A 16567-nucleotide genomic window follows, 5' to 3' on the forward strand; every position below is an offset into this window, starting at 1 on the left:
CCCGAAACGACACGGCCGCGGGGGCATGCCGCGGCCGTGTCGGCACTGTTACAGCTCGCGGATCAGTGTCAGCAGGTCATCCACACCGCGCTCGGCGGCATACTCGTCATGAAGGGGCACGCTGGCATCGATGAAGGCCTGCTTGTCCACCTCGGTGACTGTCACGTCCTGCTCCTTCAGGGTGTCGATCAGGGCGGCGTCGTACTCCACCCCCTTTTCGGTACCCAGCTCGCCGGCCCGCTGGGCGGCGGCCAGCACGATGGCCTGATCCTCCTCGGAGAGGCGCGAGAAGCTACGCTCGCCGATGGAGAAGTGACTCATCATCACCTGGTGTTCGGTCTTGGCGTGGTAGGGCGCCACTTCATAGAGACGGCTGGAGTAGAAGCCGCTGATGGTGCTCTCGAAAGCGCCGATGACCCCGGTCTGCATGCCGGTGTAGATCTCGGTCCAGGGCAGCGAGGTGGTCAGCGCGCCTACCGCCTGCCACATCTTGGCGTCCAGCTGCGAGCCGGTGATGCGCATCTTGACGTCGTCCAGATCGGCAGGCTCGGTGACCGGTCCGGTGTTGGTGCTCAGGTTGCGGGTGCCGCCGCCGGTCAGTGCCAGCAGCTTGAGGCCGGTGCCGGCGCTCTCCATCTCCTCGGCGAAGTGGGCGAACACCGCTGAGTCGGGGTCGGTGGCCGCACGGAAGGCGTCCATGTCGTCGAACAGGTAGTTGAGACTGAAGATCTCGAAGTCCTGCACGTAGGGGGCGATGTTCTGGACCCCGCCGATGATCATGTCGGTGGTGCCGATGCGGATCTCGTCGACCACGGTCTGGTCATTGCCCAGCTGGCCGCCGGGGAACAGCTCCACGGTGATCCGCTGGTCGGTCGCCTCCTCGACCTCGGTCTTGAAGGCCTCGGCGGCATCGACCCAGGGGTGGGGCGCACTGACCACGGTGGCCAGGCGCAGCTTCTGGGCCAGGGCGGGGGAGGCGGCCAGCAGGGTGGCGGCGGAGAGCAGAGTGAACTGGGTAAGACGTGTTGTTATGGCCATGACAGGCGCTCCATTGGTCGTCAGAGGGGGTGCGCCGGCAGGCCGGCGCGGGTTTCGTTGTCGTTCAGGAGGCGGCCACCGGCTCGCCCAGGGTGTGCATCAGGCGGTTGGCCCAGCCGAACAGGGTGGTCGCCAGGGTCAGGTCGAGGATCTCCAGCTCGTCGAGGCCGGCCTCGCGCAGGCTGGCGATGTCATCGGCGCCGACCTTCGGCGGGCATTCGGACAGGCCCACCGCAAAGCGCAGGATGGCCTGCTGGCGGGGGTCGAGCCGGGCCTTCTCGCCGTGGAAGAAGATCTCCTGCATCACGGCGTCCTCGCCGGTCAGCTGGTTGTAGCGCTGGGCATGCACGGCGGCGCAGTAGATGCAGCGGTTCACGAACGAGGCGGCCACGGCGCCCAGCTCGCGCTCGGCACGAGACAGGCCGTCGGGGTCATACATGATGCCGTTGAACAGCGCCGTGCGAATGCGCAGCGACTCGGGATCATGAGCCAGCACCAGTACATAGTCGGAGACCTTGGTGTTCGACGGGGTCTCCTTGAGGGCCTCACGCTGGGCCGGGGTCGCGTTGTCGAGATCCACCGGGGTCAGGTGCGGACGCCACTGGGGCACACGGGTAGTGAACTTGCGGATCACACGGCTCATGTCGGCTCTCCCATCACGGCCAGCACCGCGGCCACGCGCAGCTGGTAGTTGACGAAGGCGACCAGACCCGCCAGGCGCACGATATCGCTCTCGGCGATGCCGGCCTGCTGCAGGCGCTGGATATCCTCGGGGCTGGCGTCGCGAGGGGACTCGGTGACGAGGTCCACATAGGCGACGATGGCCATGAGCCGGGCGTCCTCCGCCGGGGGCTGGGCGCCGGGCGTGGCCAGTACGGCCAGTTCGGCGCTGCTGCCTTTTTCGTCGAGCAGGGCGGCGTAGTGCTCGGTCAGTCCGGACTGCTGACAGATCCGCGCCATGCGGCAGGCGAGCACGGCACGCTCGGCATGGGAGAGCCCGCCCGGATCCTCGGGCAGCAGGGCCGCTTCGTAGGAGGCCTGGGTGCGGCTCATCAGCGCCTGGCGCCGTGCCAGGGCGTCACCCAGCGGCCTCTGGGCCGCCGCCACGCCGGCGGCCTGCTCGAGTACGTGCTGCGGAGTCGAGTCCGCGGATGAAGAGGGGGAGGTCATGACGACTCCTTGTCGATAACGGGGCGATGGTTCACGGGCGCGAGATCAGGGCAGCGGTTCGGGCTGCCACTCGTCGCCGAGCAGCTCGGGGGTGTCGTAGGCCTGCAGGGTCTGCCAGTGGGTCTCGATATCCTCCCGGTAGAGCTGGGCGGCGATGGCGCTGGCCAGCCAGCTGGCGCCCTCGCTGATGCCGGGGATATCACCGCTCACCTTGCCCATGCTCAGCGAGGCGCCGTAGTTGAAGCAGTGAATGTTGCCAAGCCAGGGAGCAGTGCCGGGCTGGCGCTCCTGGAAGGCGAAGTCGCTCCCCACATAGGGGAAGTTGCCCAGCTCGGCGTGCTCGAGTTCCGCAGGCGGGCTGTAGCGATCCTTCCACAGCAGGATCCGATCGGCATAGCCGGCCAGCTCGGTGCGTGCCATGGGGTCGATCTGAAAGCCGGTACCCAGGATCAGGTAGTCGCAACGCAGCTCCTTGCCCCGGGAGGTCTCGATGACGATCTCGTCGCCCTCCATGCGCGTGGCGGTGACGCCGGCATTGAAGTGGAAGTGGGCATTGGGGTGGCGGCTGACGCGCAGGGTCGAGCCGCGGGGCGGCGGCGTCTGGGTGACGAAGGAGTAGTGCATGAAGCGCCAGCGCCACTCGTCGGGCAGCCCGGCGTAGCCATGGGTGAAACCGAACGAGCCGATGCCCATCATTTTGTTGATGGTGGGCATCGCCGGGCGGCGAATCAGGTGGCGGACTTCCCGGGCGCCATGCTCGAGCGCCTCGGCGGCGTTGTCCACCGCCGAGGCACCGACGCCGACCACCACCACTCGCTTGTCGGCCAGGCTGGCGAAGTCGATCTCGTCGGAGGAGTGGGCCCAGACGTGGCGCGGCAGCGGGTCGACGAAGGCCGGAATCTTGGGACCGCCGGTGCCTTCACGGCCGGTCGCCATGATCAGCTTGCGGGTGAACAGGGGCTCATCGGGGGCGTTGCGGCCTGAGAGCTCCAGCTGCAGCAGGTCGCCTTCGGGGCGCACATGCTCCACCTTCACCTCGTTGTCGACGGGCAGCTCGAGCACCCGGCGATACCAGCGCAGGTAGTCCATCCACATCGGGCGCGGGATCTTGTCCAGGGCCTCCCAGGCCTCATTGCCGAACTGGGCCTCGTACCAGGCGCGAAACGTCAGCGAGCCCATGCCGTAGCTGGGGCCGGGTAGTGTCTTGGGAGAGCGCAGCGTCTCCATGCGCGCGTAGTCCAGCCAGGGTCCCTCATGGCCCTCGGGGCTGCGGTCGAGGATGCGGATGTTGCGGATACCGCCGGAGAGCAGGGCAAAGGCGGCCACCATGCCGCACTGGCCACCACCGATGATCACGACGTCGTGGACATGCCTGCCAGTGGCCGTGTGCCGGGAGGGCACCCAGTTGGCGGCGGGCAGATTGAGACACGCCAGGTCGTGGCGCACCCGGGCGTTGAGCTGGTCGAGGCCGGCGGTGGCGAAGGATGGCGTCTGGGTCATGGAGTCATCTTCTCGTCTTGGGCGGAGGCGGCCTCGCCGGATTCGTGTGGCCACCAGAACCAGCGCAGCGCCTCTTCGTCTTTACAGCTGCTCGGGGGCGGCTCGATGACAGACGTGCGCGCGCTATCGACCAGCGCCTGAGCCTGGGCGAAGCACTGCTCGAAGTCTGGCGGAGTCGGTTCGGGGTGGGGTGCGTCGGGGCTCAGCAGAGCGCTCAGCGAGGGCGTTTCGCAGGGCGCCTGAGCCTGGCGAGCACGCCAGGTACCACTCTGCACATCGACACGATAGAGCCGCATCAGCACGGCGGCATGACGGGCGATAAATTCGACGGCATCGATAATATAGCAAGCCGTCTCACTGTTAAAGAAGTAATTAAAACCGAGTCTTACCCAGCCTGGGCGGAATAAGCTTTTTCCCTTATGGACTAGTTCGGCATGTTGTCGGGCCTGGGTCTCACTGATGTCCAGCAGGGAGTGAGCATAGGGACCGGCGCAGGAGCAGCCGCCCCGGGCCTGGATACCGAACAGGTCATTGAGCAGTGCCACCACCAGGTTATGGTGCAGCAGGCGCGACCCGGCGGAGATATTGAACGAAACGATGCCCAGGCGCGGGGTGTGCCGCGGCCCCAGGATGTGTAGGTTGTCGAGTCGCGACCAGCGCTCCATGGCTCGTTGGGTCAATGCCGTCTCGAGTTCGGCAATGTGCGCAGCCCCCACCTGCTGCTTGAGGGTGAAGACCAGCCCGGTGCGAATGTTCTCGACGATGCCGGGGGTGCCACCCTCCTCGCGCCGTTCGGGGTCGGTGACGTAGTGGTGTTCGCCGTCGGTCACATAGGAGACGGTGCCGCCACCGGCCACACCGGGCACGGCGTTGCGGCACAGGGCGCGGTCGATGACCAGGACGCCGGAGGTGCCGGGCCCGCCGATGAACTTGTGCGGCGACAGGAAGATGGCGTCGATATGATCGTTGGCGCCGGGGGCGCTTTCCGCCATGTCGATCGGCACATAGGGGCCGGCGGCGGCATAGTCACAGGCCAGGATGCCGCCGTGGCGGTGGACCAGCGCGGCCAGCTGGCGCACGTCGGTCAGCACGCCGGTAACGTTGGAGGCCGCGGAGAAGGCCGCCACCTTCAGGGGCCGCTCGGCATGGGCCTGGAGCGCGCGCTCCAGCTCGACCAGGTCGGGCAGGCCGTCGGCGTCAAGCGGGATGCGTACCAGGTCGGCATCGGCCTCGCGCCAGGCCAGGTCGTTGGAGTGGTGTTCGAAGGGGCCGATGAAGATCACCGGGCGTGCCGCTTCGGCCGGCCGGTGCAGGCCGGGCAGGTCGAGAATGCGCGAGAAGCGGTCGATGGCCGCGGTGGCGCCGCTCCCGGCGAAGATCACCGCGTGTTCGGGGCCGGCCCCCACTCCCTCGCGCACGGCCTGACGGGCCGCCTCGCGCAGCCGGGTGGTGCGCATCCCGGTGTAGGAGGTCTCGGTATGGGTGTTGCCGTAGTTGGGCAGCACCTCCTCCTGGATGACCCGCTCGATCATGTGCAGGGCACGGCCCGAGGCAGTGTAGTCGGTGTAGACCTGGGGGCGCGGTCCGAAGGGGCCGGGAATGGCTCGGCCTTCGCCGATGATGTCGTGACGGATGCGCGCGACCCACTCATTGGCCCGTGGAGAGGGGGAGGGCGTGGGTGCGCTTGACGTGCTCCATGGAGAAACAGGATGTGACATTGCTCAGCTCGATTCTGGAAATGAGTCGCTTGTAGAAGGCGTCGAAGGACTGGTTGTCACGGGTGATCACCTTGAGCAGATAGTCGTACTCGCCGGCCAGGCGATTGACCTCGATGATCTCATCGAGCGCCTGGGTGACCGCCTGAAAGCGGTCCAGCCAGGCCTGGTTGTGCTTGTCGGTCTTGATCATCACGAACACGGTCAACCCCAGGCCCAGCTTCACGGGGTTGAGCACCGCGACACGCCGTTCGATGAAGCCTTCCTTCTCTAGGCGCTGAATTCGCCGCCAGCAGGGGGTCGGCGACAGGCCGACGCGGTCAGCGATCTTTGCAATGGATAAGCTAGCATCGCGCTGAAGTTGATCAAGGATTTTGGAGTCAAAGCTGTCGATTGGCATGATATTTCCTGATTTTCCCGTCTTTTAGAAATTTTATTTCAGGCAAAAGGGGGCGGCAGGTCAAGGTGCGCTACTGCAGACGCATCACCATGGACAGCCGTCGCCATGGACAGCCGTTGGCTTCGCAGTCCACTCTAATAGGTCGTCATTGCTTGTATGCTCAGGAGACCTGTCATGTCCGATTCCCCGAAAGATATCCGCCGCCACTCCGCCCGGGTGGTGGATGGCCCCGGCAAGGCGGCCAGCCGTGCCATGTTGCGAGCGGTAGGCTTTCAGGACGAGGACTTCGCGAAGCCCCAGGTGGGCATCGCCTCGACCTGGAGCAACCTCACCCCCTGCAACAGCCATATCGACGAGCTGGCGCGTCACGCCAGCGACGGGGCGGACAGCGCCGGCGGCAAGGGGGTGATCTTCAACACCATCACCATCTCCGACGGCATCGCCAACGGTACCGAGGGCATGAAGTACTCGATGGTGTCGCGGGAGGTGATCGCCGACTCCATCGAGACGGTGGCCGGCTGCGAGGGCTTCGATGGCCTGGTGGCCATCGGGGGCTGTGACAAGAACATGCCCGGCTGTCTGATGGGCCTGGCGCGCCTCGATCGTCCCAGTGTGTTCGTCTACGGCGGCACCATCCAGCCCGGCAAGAACCACACCGATATCGTCTCGGTGTTCGAGGCCATGGGCGCTCATGGTCGGGGTGATATCGACCTGATCGAGCTCAAGCAGATCGAGGAGACCGCGATACCCGGCCCCGGCTCCTGCGGCGGCATGTATACCGCCAACACCATGGCATCGGCCATCGAGGCGCTGGGCATGAGCCTGCCGGGCAGCTCGGCCCAGAACGCCGTCTCCAACGACAAGCGCGAGGATTGCGATGCGGCCGGTGCCGCGGTGCTCGAACTGCTCGAGCGCGACCTCAAGCCCTCGGACATCATGACCCGCCAGGCCTTCGAGAACGCCATCAGCGTGGTGATCGCCCTGGGCGGCTCCACCAATGCGGTGCTGCACCTGATCGCCATGGCGCGCACCATCGGCGTCGAGCTGTCGCTCGCCGACTTCACCGAGATCGGCAAGCGCGTGCCGGTGGTGGCCGACCTGCGCCCCAGTGGCCACTACATGATGAGCGAGCTGGTGGCGATCGGCGGCATCCAGCCGCTGATGAAGATGCTGCTCGATGCCGGCCTCCTGCACGGCGACTGTCTGACGGTGACCGGCAGGACCCTGGCCGAGAACCTGGCCGATGTGGCCCCCTATCCTGATGACCAGCGGATCATCGCGGCGCTGAACAACCCCATCAAGGCGGAGAGCCATCTGCGTATCCTGCATGGCAATCTGGCGCCGGAAGGGGCGGTGGCCAAGATCACCGGCAAGGAGGGCACGCGCTTCGCCGGCACGGCGCGGGTGTTCAACTCCGAGGAGGAGGCCCAGGCAGGCATCAACGATGGCAGCGTGGTGGCGGGAGACGTGGTGGTGATCCGCTACGAGGGACCGCGAGGCGGCCCCGGCATGCGCGAGATGCTCACCCCCACCTCGGCGATCATGGGCCGGGGGCTCGGCAGCGAGGTGGCGCTGATCACCGACGGGCGCTTCTCCGGCGGCAGCCACGGCTTCGTGGTGGGCCACGTGACCCCCGAGGCGTTCGACGGTGGACCCCTGGCCCTGGTGGAGGATGGTGACCGGATCACCATCGATGCCGAGGCCGACACCATCGACGTCGCCCTCACCGTCGAGGAGCTGGAGAGCCGCAAGTCCGCCTGGCAGCCGCCTGAGCCGCGTTACACCCGTGGGGTGCTGGCCAAGTACGCCCGGCTGGTCAGCTCGGCTAGCACCGGGGCGCTGACCGACCTTCCGGAGTAGCGTCGGGAGGCATCAGGGTTCGCAGCTGGCGGTGTGCCGCAGGCGCAGCCGGTTGCGCAGGCGGCGCGCCAGGATATCCACGCCGATATTGAGCAGGGCGGTGATCAGGATCAGGATCATCGCCCGGTCGAAGCGGATCTCCTGGATGGCGCTGTCGACATGGAAGCCCAGGGTGGCGATGCCGAGGATGCCGAGGATGGCGGTCTCGCGCATGATGATCTCCCAGCGGTAGAACAGCAGGGCCAGGAAGGGCCCGTAGAGTCGCGGCGTCAACTCGAAGGCGTAGCGCTCGATGCCGTGGGGAGCGTCGGCGCGCAGCGTGATCGCGTTGCTGCGCTGGCCCACCAGGTGGCCGATGATGCCGCCGTTGTGGATCGCCAGCGCCACCACCGCCGGCAGCATCGACGGGCCCCACAGCTGCAGCAGGATAAAGGCCAGCAGGTATTCCGGGGTCGAGCGCAGGACCACCAGCACGCCGTGACCCAGCGCACCGCGTATCCGGCCGCTGGCGTGGCGTCCCGTGAAGTGCTGCGAGACCAGCGGATAGAGCATGAGCGCCAGCAGCCCCGTCGCCACCAGGGCGATCTGGGTCAGCAGCAGGGTGTTCCAGATGCCCGGCAGCGCCTCGTCGACCAGCAGCTCCCCCAGCCAGGGGAGGAGCCCGGCGAGCCCCTCGCCCTGGCGCAGAGGCTCGGGAACGATATCCTCGGTGAAGAAGCGTGAGACGCTCTGCCAGCGAATCGGCAGGCCGTCGCCGAGCATGAAGGGGGCGGCCAGCAGGTAGAGCGGCAGCAGGCGCGGGCGGGCCCAGAGCCTGAGGGTGCCGATCAGTCCATAGAACAGCAGCAGCAGCGCACCCACCGTGGTGTAGTGTCCCTGGGCGAACGAGGACTCGAGGTAGAAACCCAGGGTGGGCATGCCCACGAAGCCCAGCACGGCGCTGGAGCGCAGGCCGCACTCCAGCCGGTAGGCGGTGTAGGTCGCCAGGTGGGGCCAGGCCTGGCTGAAACGGCTGTAGAGGAGGGCCGAGACCCTGCCGCTGCCGTGGGGGATCACCTTCGACGGCTGGGGGTCGCTCTCGTCGAGAATCTCGGCATACACCTTGGCGAAGATGCCTGCATAGGGAATGGCGATGGCGAGCACCCCGGTCAGCGGGTGCAGACCGAAGAACTGCAGGAAGATCAGCGCCCAGAACAGCTCGTGAATGGCGCGGATAAAGGCGCAGCTGGTGCGCACCGCGCGATGCTGAAACAGCAGCGCCAGCAGCAGGCCCGCCGCGGCGCCTGCCCCCACTCCGACGAAGGCAAAGGCCAGGGTGCGCACGACCGCCGTGCCGAGATAGTCCACCGCCGTGAAATCCGGTCGCGCCAGCCCCTGCAGCAGGCGGCCCAGCTCCGCCCAGGGGGCGTGGGCGCTGATCTGGAGGTCGGCCAGGGCGAGGCAGACGAGGGCCAGCGCAACGAAGCCCAGGCTGGTGCGTACGGTTTTCGATCGCCACATGGTCAGTAGAGCACCAGCAGATCCCGGGCGCTCAATCGGTGGCTGGCCTCGTCCAGGGCGATCCTGCCATCGGCGATGCCCACGACCCGGTCGGTGAAGCGCAGGGCCAGCTCCACGTCGTGCAGGGCCACCACCGAGGTGGGATAGGCCTCGCCCAGCGCGGCCAGCACCCGCTCGGCCAGCGGGCCGTCGAGCGCCGATATCGGTTCGTCGGCCAGCAGCAGGTCGCCCCGCTGATGGAGCGCGCGGGCGGCCGCGACGCGCTGGCTCTGGCCACCGGAGAGCTCGCCGACCGCGGCCCAGCACTTGTCGGCGATATCCAAGCGTTCGAGCAGTGGCATGATGGCGTCGATATCACGGCGGAAGGGGCGCGCCAGGGTAATCAGGTTGTACCAGGTGGGGTGCCGGGCGAGTCCGCCCATATAGACGTTGTGGAACACGCTCAGCGAGGGTACCAGGCCCAGCTGCTGGGGCATCAGGGCGGCACCGTGATGGCGCCAGCGCTGCTGCATGACACCCAGCAGCGTCGACTTGCCGGCGCCGCTCCTGCCCACCAGGGCGACGCGTTCGCCGCGGGCAAGCGTCAGATCGAGCGGGCCGATCACGCGCTCCCCGCCGTAATCGGCCACCACATCCGTGAGAGCCAGCGAGGTCATCAATCGAGGATGTCGAGCTGCTGGCCGACCTGACGGATGATCTCGTAGTCGTCATTGCCCACCGGGATAAAGCCGGAGCGCGGGAAGCTCTCCAGCAGGGCGGGATCCTCCATGCCGAGCAGCGCCTGCTGGACGCGGTCGGCGAAGCCCTCGCCGAAGCGCTCGTCGACATCACCGCGAATCGTCCACTGGTAATCGGGATAGGCCGGGGTCTTCCATACCACCCTGACGCTGTCGGTATCGATATTGCCGGCGTCGAGCTCGTTCTCCCACACGGTGTAGTTGAGGGCCCCCAGCTGGTAGGCGCCGGAGGCGACCAGCGAGGCGGTGCGGCTGTGGTTGCCGCTGAAGCCGACGCGGGAGAAGAGCTCCTCCGGGGCCTCGCCGAAGGCCTCGCGCAGGTAGTGTTCGGGCATCAGGCGTCCGGAGGTGGAGCCCTTGGCGCCGAAGGTGAAGGTCATGTCGCGCATGGCTTCGACCAGCCCCGCGTCCTCTTCCAGGCCGGTGCTCTCGTGGGCGATGAAGTAGGTCCGGAACTCGGCATCCTCGACCCCCTGGGCCAGGGCCCGGGAGCCGGGCACGCGCTCGCGGGCCTGGACGCCCGAGAGCCCGCCGAACCAGGCCAGCTGCACCTGGTCGTTGCGAAAGGCGGTGACCGCCGCGGCGTAGGACTTCACCGGCACGAAGCGTACCTCGACCTCGAGCTCGTCGGCGAGATAGTCGGCGACCTTCTGGAAGCGCTGCTGCAGGCGTGTCTCGTCCTCGTCGGGAATGGCGGTGAACACGAAGGGAGCGGCAGCGGCAAGAGGAGCGGCAAACAGCAGCGGCAGAGCCACGGGCAGCACGCGGGCGAGGCGTCGGAGCATGGGGGTGTCCTGGTCGGAAATGGTCCGTTGCCATGATACCGAAAAAACGCCGGGCGTCCGATGTCGGTGCGCCCGGCTATCGGGTCGAGTGCATGGGGCGGCGCTTCGCACTCGGGAAGGATGAAGCGCCGTTCCTCAGGCCTCGATACGGGAAACCCGGATCGGCAGGCCCTGACGCACGGAGGCGCCGCTGACGCCCTCGAGCCAGGTGCCGGCGACCTCGCGAGTCGGGTCGGCGAAGCCCAGATCGTTGATGTTGACGCCGGCGCCGACCCATTCATTGCCGGAGAAGGCTTCGCCGTCGATGAGGTGCTGGCTGGCGCCCAGCTCGGTGTGACCGTAGCTGTGCTCGATGCCCAGGGCCCCCTTCATCACGCCGTCGCTGACCAGCGCGAGGGCGGTCAGCGCGCCGCCGGGGCTTTCGATGCGCACCGTATCGCCATGCTGGATACCGTGACGAGCCGCGTCCTCGCTATGCAGCAGCACCGGGTTGTAGGGCTTGATCATGCGCAACCGCTCCAGTCCGATGGCGTAGGAGTTCATGATGTTGGACTTGTAGGAGAACGCCAGCAGCGGCCACTCCTCCTCCGGGTAGACCTCGCGCATCAGACGCCCGTCGGACATCTCGGCCTTCTGGAAACGGGGGGTGCCGGCCAGGCGCTCGCCGGTCTGGCTGTTGAAGGCGGTACCCACCTTGGGGTTGTAGACACACAGGGGCCGCGACCAGGCGTGGCCAAGCTTCTTGTCGCCCTTGTAGGCGGCGCTGTGTTCTTCGAAACGCCCGCCCCGGGCATAGAGATAGGCCACCGGACCGCGCTCGTTCTCCGGCAGGGTGCGCTCGAGCTTGCCGAGCAGTGGCTCGATGCCGCCATGCCGGATATCGCTGTCGCTCGCCGCGGGAAGGGGTTCGCCCTGGTAGGCGATATTGGCCGCCGCGCGCAGGAAGAAGTCCTCGGCGCGGTTGAGCGGATGTAGCCTGCCCCCGGCGTCGGGGATCGCCTTGTCACCGAAGCCGGGCAGTCCCAGCCGTTTTGCCGCGGCGATGAAGAAACTCTCCATGCTGACCGGCTCGCCCTCCGCGGTCTTCTGCTGACGCGGCTCGACGATGGGCCAGCAGGCGGTGGTCATCCTGGTCAGGGTGCCGCTCCAGGCGCCGGTAAAGCCCCACACCTCGTACATCACCGAGTCCGGCACGATGTAGTCGGCATAGCGGCTGGTCTCGTTGATGAAACCGTCGATGGCCACGTAAAGTCCCAGGTTGCGCGGGTCCTTGAGCTTTTCGCCGATGGTGCTCTCGAGACCGGCCTGGCCGTAGAGGGGGTTGGCCATGCAGCCGATCACCGCCTTGATCCTGTAGGGGTAGCCATCCAGCGCCGAGGAGAGCTGCTCGGTGAGGATGGGTGGTGCCAGGGAGCGCCACGGCGCCTTGGCCGGGTAGGGGTTCTCGCCGGCGGCCACCTTGCGTTTGTACTCCGAGGTGTTCTCGTAGGCAAAGCGGCTGCGCGACACGAACACGCCCTTGGGCCCGCGCTTGCCGGGGAAATCCGACAGGTCATAGCGCGGGCCGCTGCCGGTGCCGTTGAACTTGCCACCGCCCAGGGCGGCGCCGCCCTGACGGTTGAAGCTGCCCGCCAGCAGATTGAGCATCATGATGCCGTAGGCGCCGTAGAAGCCGGTGGCATTCATCATGCCGCCGTGAGTGTCGACCACGGCGTCACGGCCATAGGCGGCGAAGCGCTCGGCGATACGCTGAATGAGGCGGGCATCAATGCCGCAATGGTCGGCGTACTCCTCCAGGCTGTATTCGTTGGCGGCGTCGCGCAGCTTGGTCAGGCTGCTCTTGACCCGGAGAGTGCCATCCGGGCCCTCGATGTCACGCTCGACGAACAGCGTCGCCCTGCGCACCTCGGCGCTGGGCTTGAGCTCGCCGTCGGCGTCCACCACCACCAGGTCGTCGGCGTCGCTGTCGGCTTCGGCTCGGCCCAGGTCGGAGAGGCGCAGGAAGTGGCCCCGGCGCGGATGTCCGTCGGTCTCGATCACCAGATGAGTGGCGTTGGTATGGCCGTTCTCGTTGGCAGCCTCGGCGGCCTGAGGGCTGGGGATGGCCAGATAATCGGCGGCGTAGGCCTCATGCTCGATCAGCCACTGGATCATGGCCATGGCGAAGGCAGTGTCACTGGCCGGGCGAATCGGCACCCAGCGGCTGCGCTCGCCGGCGGCATGCGATGCCGCCGCGTTGAGGCCCGGGTCGATGACGATATAGTCCAGGCTGCCGGTGGAGCGCGCCTCGGCCAGCAGCCGGCCCTGGCGCTTGAAGGGGTTGCCCGCCTGGCTGGGTGCGGTGCCGATGAACAGGGCAAACCTGGCGTTGGTGTAGTCCGGCTTGACGTGCGCGTTCTTGGCCAGGTCGCCCATCAGTGCGCCGGAGCCCATGCGAAACGCCAGGCCGCAGTAGGAGCCGTGGTGGCCGTAGTTGCGGGTGCCGAAGGCGTTGAAGGCGAAGCGCTTGAGCAGCGCCGAGCGGCCGTAGTCGGTGGCCTCCATCATCAGCAGCTGATTGGCCTTGGGGCCGTATTCGGGGTTGTCCGGGTCGATCAGCTCGTCATGGTTGTGGATGGCGCGCAGGCCGTCAACGTGGCCCTCACCGAACAGGTCCCCCCCCTCGCAGACCTCCTCGATCAGGCGCTCGAAGGAGATACGTTCCCAACGCCGCTCGCCACGGCCGCCGACCCGCTTGAGGCAGTCGGTGACTCGGTGGGGGCTGGTCATCTGGGCAATCATGGCGTTGCCCCGGGCGCAGGCGGTCGAGCGTCCGGCCAGGCCCTGCTCCTGATAGGCGCTGACGCTCTTCAGCGCATCAGCCACCGGGGTGCGCATCGGCAGGTGCGGGTCGGAGGAGAGCGGGTGATAGGGGTTGCCGATGGTACGCAGCACCTCGTCGCTCTCGTTGTCGATACGTACCCGCACGCCGCACTTGGTAGTGCAGCCGTAGCAGACGGTGAAGGCGGTGCGCTGATCGGGGTTCAGCGTCAGTTCACCGCTTTCCAGGTCAACCCGGTATTCCGGCGCCAGGGCGTTGCCGTAGATGTGATGATCCGGCTTCTCGCCGGCGCTGCCGGTCACCCCCTTGGCCATCTTGACCAGCGGGCCGGAGTAGCCGGCGGCGAAGGTGGCCGTGCCGCCGGCGGCGACAGCACCCTTGAGCAGACGACGACGTGACTTATCCATGGCTGGGGGCTCCTTCGGATGATGCGGAGATGGGAGTGGCCTCGGGCGCGGTGGCGACAGGCTCTGCCTGCGGGTCGCTGGAGGCCTCGCGCCAGGGCACGAACAGGTCGATCAGCAGTACGGCAGTCAGCCACAGGCCGAAGATGCCGATGATGCCGAGCAGGCCGTAGGAGCCGAAGGCGACGTGATAATCGTGGAAGCCGGCGCTGTTGCGGGCCACGGTCTGGACGTTCATCAGTACCACCCAGCGGAACATCCAGGCGACGTGCAGGGCCAGCAGGCCGAGAATCCAGCCCATGGCCTTGCGGCGCGTTGGTGAGCGGCGCATGACGAAGGCCAGGGTGGCCAGCAGTACACCGGCGATGCCGCCTTCGATGGCGGTGCTGCGCCAGGCGGCGCTCTGGCTGACCGAATCCAGCGCGGCGGCCACCGAACCCGAGACGGCGTTGACGCCGTCGAGGAACCAGGTCAGGGCGATGAAGCCGGTGACCACGCAGGCGCCGACCAGGATGGCAAGCATCTGTCGGTTGGTGTCAGGGTGACGAATGGATGAGATGCGATTGAGCACCAGAACCAGGCCACAGCCACCGATCATGCCGGTGGCGACAAACATCGGCGGCAGCCAGTTGGTGTTCCACAGCGGACGCCCCTTGACGATGGCGACCTCGAATCCGGTGTAGAGCATGATACCCAGCGAGGCAAACAACGCCCCTGCGCCGACGAGTGCGAGCACCGCACGCGGCGCCTGCCACTCGCCCCAGGCGATCCAGCCGGCCACGGTGGAGAACCAGCCATCGTCCTGGCGACTGCGTGCCTTGAGGGCGGGGCGCCAGGCCAGCCAGGCCAGCAGCACCACGGCACCCAGGTACATCGGCAGCAGGAAGCTGCCCAGCGACATCCACGACCAGGGTGTCGGGTAACCGTAGAAGTGCCAGAAGCGCAGCGGCTGATGCAGATCGGCCAGCAGGGCAACGGGGGCCACCAGGGTAGTGGAGACACAGGCCAGCAGCGCGATGCGTGCGGTGGTCATCCACGCCTTCTTGCCCAGGATCAGCCCCGGGGCGGCCAGCCATAGCGTCGAGTAGGAGAGGGCGATCAGGAAGAAATACTGCACCGCCCAGGGGTACCAGGCGATGCCGTAGCGTGGCACGACGACCTCAGTGACCAAACTCATAGCCCACCTCCTTGCCATCCATTCCCAGCACATCCCAGATGCCCGCCTCGGCCTGGGGGCGAGTGGTGAAGCGCTCGTCCATTCCCAGGTAGAAGACCTGCGGCAGGGTGTTCTTTTCCGGTTGCAGCACCATCAGCTCCTCGCGGTGCTTGTCGATCAGGCGGCTGATCTCGCTGTCGGGGTCTCGCATGTCGCCGATGATCCGCGCGCCGCCCACGCAGGACTCCACGCAGGCCGGCATCAGGCCGGCTTCCAGGCGATGGGCGCAGAAGGTGCACTTGTCGGCGGTCTGGGTCTGCTCGTTGATGAAGCGGGCGTCGTAGGGGCAGGCGTTGACGCAGTAGGCGCAACCGACGCAGCGGTCGCTGTCGACCACCACGATGCCGTCCTGGCGCTGGTAGGTGGCCTGCACCGGGCAGACCGGCACGCAGGGCGGGTTCTCGCAGTGGTTGCAGAGGCGGGGCAGCATGAAGGTCGCCACCTCTCCGCTGCTCTGCTCTTCCACTTCGAACTGTGACACCACGGTGCGGAAGTTGCCCAGCGGGGCGGCATTCTCGATATGGCACGATACGGTACAGGCCTGGCAGCCGATGCACTGGCGCAGATCGATCAGCATGCCGTAGCGCTTGGTGGGGTCGCCTTCGCGACGCGGTGGCTGGTCGTTGATGCCGGCGCTGGCGACGCTTGCGAGCGGGATCAGGGCGGCCCCCGCACTCAAGCGGGCCAGCTGGCCGAGAAGGGTGCGGCGAATGGGGTCCATGGCGCCTCCGGTGGCTAGGTGGGGCGGGATCTTCCGCGCATGGAAAGGACAAGGCTGATACCGGAAGGCTACCCTCGGCGGAGGCGACCAGGCTTGATGTCGATCAAGATTTTGTTAGCAAACTCTTAATGATCGCTTAATGTTCACGCAAGGTGCTGATGTGACTAAGGTTTATTCTGACAGGGGGAGACAATAAAAAACGCCCTGCGCAGGGCAGGGCGTTCGCTGTTCGGGGGAGGGTCATCGATCGCGTCGTCAGTGGGTAGCCCCCTGCTCCGTCACCGTGCGGTGGACGAGGCGTAGCTCATCGATCGAGAGGTGCTCCAGCTTCCCCGCCAGGAGGTCGCTGATCTTCTGCATCGGCAGCCCGGCGCGGCGAGCGATCTCGCGGCTGCCGAGGTCGGACACGGCGATCAGCCGGGTCACGATGCGCATGAGGCGTGTACGTTGTTCCAGGTCCCTGACATCGAGGTCAGGGCTGCTTCGCGGAGGGTCCAGGAGTTCCGCGGATCGGGACTGTCGTGCCGTGCTCATGATGCTCCATTGGGCGGTTGCGACAGTGACACTATGGCGACTCGCCGCCGTTTTTTCCAGTGTCGATTGCCTACGGCTTTGGTGGAAGGTGACGAGGGCGTTGTCGACGAATGTCTACCCCAGGAATGTGGCACGTCTATTGCTGTGAGTCGTGTGTTTCTCTATT

14 protein-coding genes are annotated in these 16567 nt (G+C 66.9%); 1 reads left to right on the forward strand and 13 read right to left on the reverse strand.

From position 1 onward, the window contains the following. Positions 1–48: 48 nt before the first annotated feature. The 6 genes from IOC61_RS17035 to IOC61_RS17060 all read right to left on the reverse strand — a co-directional run bounded on the left by IOC61_RS17035 (position 49) and on the right by IOC61_RS17060 (position 5823). On the reverse strand, positions 49–1038 hold the full coding sequence (locus IOC61_RS17035) for a TRAP transporter substrate-binding protein (protein WP_195689920.1): 990 nt from the start codon (positions 1036–1038) through the stop codon (positions 49–51). A gap of 64 nt (positions 1039–1102) precedes the next feature. Next, a complete protein-coding gene (locus IOC61_RS17040) occupies positions 1103–1681 on the reverse strand; it encodes a peroxidase-related enzyme (protein WP_195689921.1) in 579 nt (192 codons plus the stop codon). Further along, positions 1678–2208, reverse strand: coding sequence for a CMD domain-containing protein (locus IOC61_RS17045; protein ID WP_195689922.1), 531 nt, complete (start codon positions 2206–2208; stop codon positions 1678–1680). Before IOC61_RS17045 ends, IOC61_RS17040 begins: the two co-directional genes overlap by 4 nt. A gap of 45 nt (positions 2209–2253) precedes the next feature. Continuing rightward, complete coding sequence (locus IOC61_RS17050) at positions 2254–3708, reverse strand: NAD(P)-binding domain-containing protein (RefSeq protein ID WP_195689923.1); 1455 nt, start codon at positions 3706–3708, stop codon at positions 2254–2256. Continuing rightward, the gene (locus IOC61_RS17055) at positions 3705–5426 is read right to left on the reverse strand and encodes an aminotransferase class V-fold PLP-dependent enzyme (RefSeq protein ID WP_195689924.1); all 1722 of its coding nucleotides are present in this window, start codon (positions 5424–5426) and stop codon (positions 3705–3707) included. Before IOC61_RS17055 ends, IOC61_RS17050 begins: the two co-directional genes overlap by 4 nt. Then, complete coding sequence (locus tag IOC61_RS17060) at positions 5356–5823, reverse strand: Lrp/AsnC family transcriptional regulator (protein ID WP_229333214.1); 468 nt, start codon at positions 5821–5823, stop codon at positions 5356–5358. The genes IOC61_RS17055 and IOC61_RS17060 overlap by 71 nt, the downstream gene beginning before the upstream one ends. Before the next feature lie 174 nt (positions 5824–5997). On the opposite strand from IOC61_RS17060, the gene ilvD reads away from it, so the two are divergent. Further along, positions 5998–7683, forward strand: coding sequence for a dihydroxy-acid dehydratase (gene ilvD / locus IOC61_RS17065; RefSeq protein ID WP_195689925.1), 1686 nt, complete (start codon positions 5998–6000; stop codon positions 7681–7683). Positions 7684–7695: 12 nt separating this feature from the next. Here the strand turns inward: ilvD and IOC61_RS17070 are convergent, their stop codons facing one another. From IOC61_RS17070 to IOC61_RS17100, 7 genes are all read right to left on the reverse strand, one after another. Next, complete coding sequence (locus tag IOC61_RS17070; protein ID WP_195689926.1) at positions 7696–9183, reverse strand: PhnE/PtxC family ABC transporter permease; 1488 nt, start codon at positions 9181–9183, stop codon at positions 7696–7698. Positions 9184–9185: 2 nt separating this feature from the next. Further along, positions 9186–9839 carry an ATP-binding cassette domain-containing protein gene (locus IOC61_RS17075; RefSeq protein ID WP_195689927.1) on the reverse strand — a complete coding sequence of 218 codons (654 nt, stop codon included), beginning with the start codon at positions 9837–9839 and terminating at the stop codon, positions 9186–9188. Further along, a complete protein-coding gene (locus IOC61_RS17080; protein WP_195689928.1) occupies positions 9839–10705 on the reverse strand; it encodes a putative selenate ABC transporter substrate-binding protein in 867 nt (288 codons plus the stop codon). Before IOC61_RS17080 ends, IOC61_RS17075 begins: the two co-directional genes overlap by 1 nt. 135 nt (positions 10706–10840) lie before the next feature. Continuing rightward, complete coding sequence (locus tag IOC61_RS17085) at positions 10841–13933, reverse strand: molybdopterin dinucleotide binding domain-containing protein (RefSeq protein ID WP_195689929.1); 3093 nt, start codon at positions 13931–13933, stop codon at positions 10841–10843. Continuing rightward, positions 13926–15107, reverse strand: coding sequence for an NrfD/PsrC family molybdoenzyme membrane anchor subunit (nrfD, locus tag IOC61_RS17090; protein WP_195689930.1), 1182 nt, complete (start codon positions 15105–15107; stop codon positions 13926–13928). Before nrfD ends, IOC61_RS17085 begins: the two co-directional genes overlap by 8 nt. Next, positions 15091–15867, reverse strand: a complete 777-nt coding sequence (gene dsrO / locus IOC61_RS17095; protein ID WP_195689931.1) for a sulfate reduction electron transfer complex DsrMKJOP subunit DsrO — start codon at positions 15865–15867, stop codon at positions 15091–15093. Before dsrO ends, nrfD begins: the two co-directional genes overlap by 17 nt. A 255-nt stretch (positions 15868–16122) precedes the next feature. Next, the gene (locus tag IOC61_RS17100) at positions 16123–16401 is read right to left on the reverse strand and encodes an XRE family transcriptional regulator (protein WP_195689932.1); all 279 of its coding nucleotides are present in this window, start codon (positions 16399–16401) and stop codon (positions 16123–16125) included. Positions 16402–16567 lie beyond the last annotated feature (166 nt).

The organism is Halomonas sp. KAO, from assembly GCF_015595025.1.
Lineage (GTDB): Bacteria > Pseudomonadota > Gammaproteobacteria > Pseudomonadales > Halomonadaceae > Halomonas.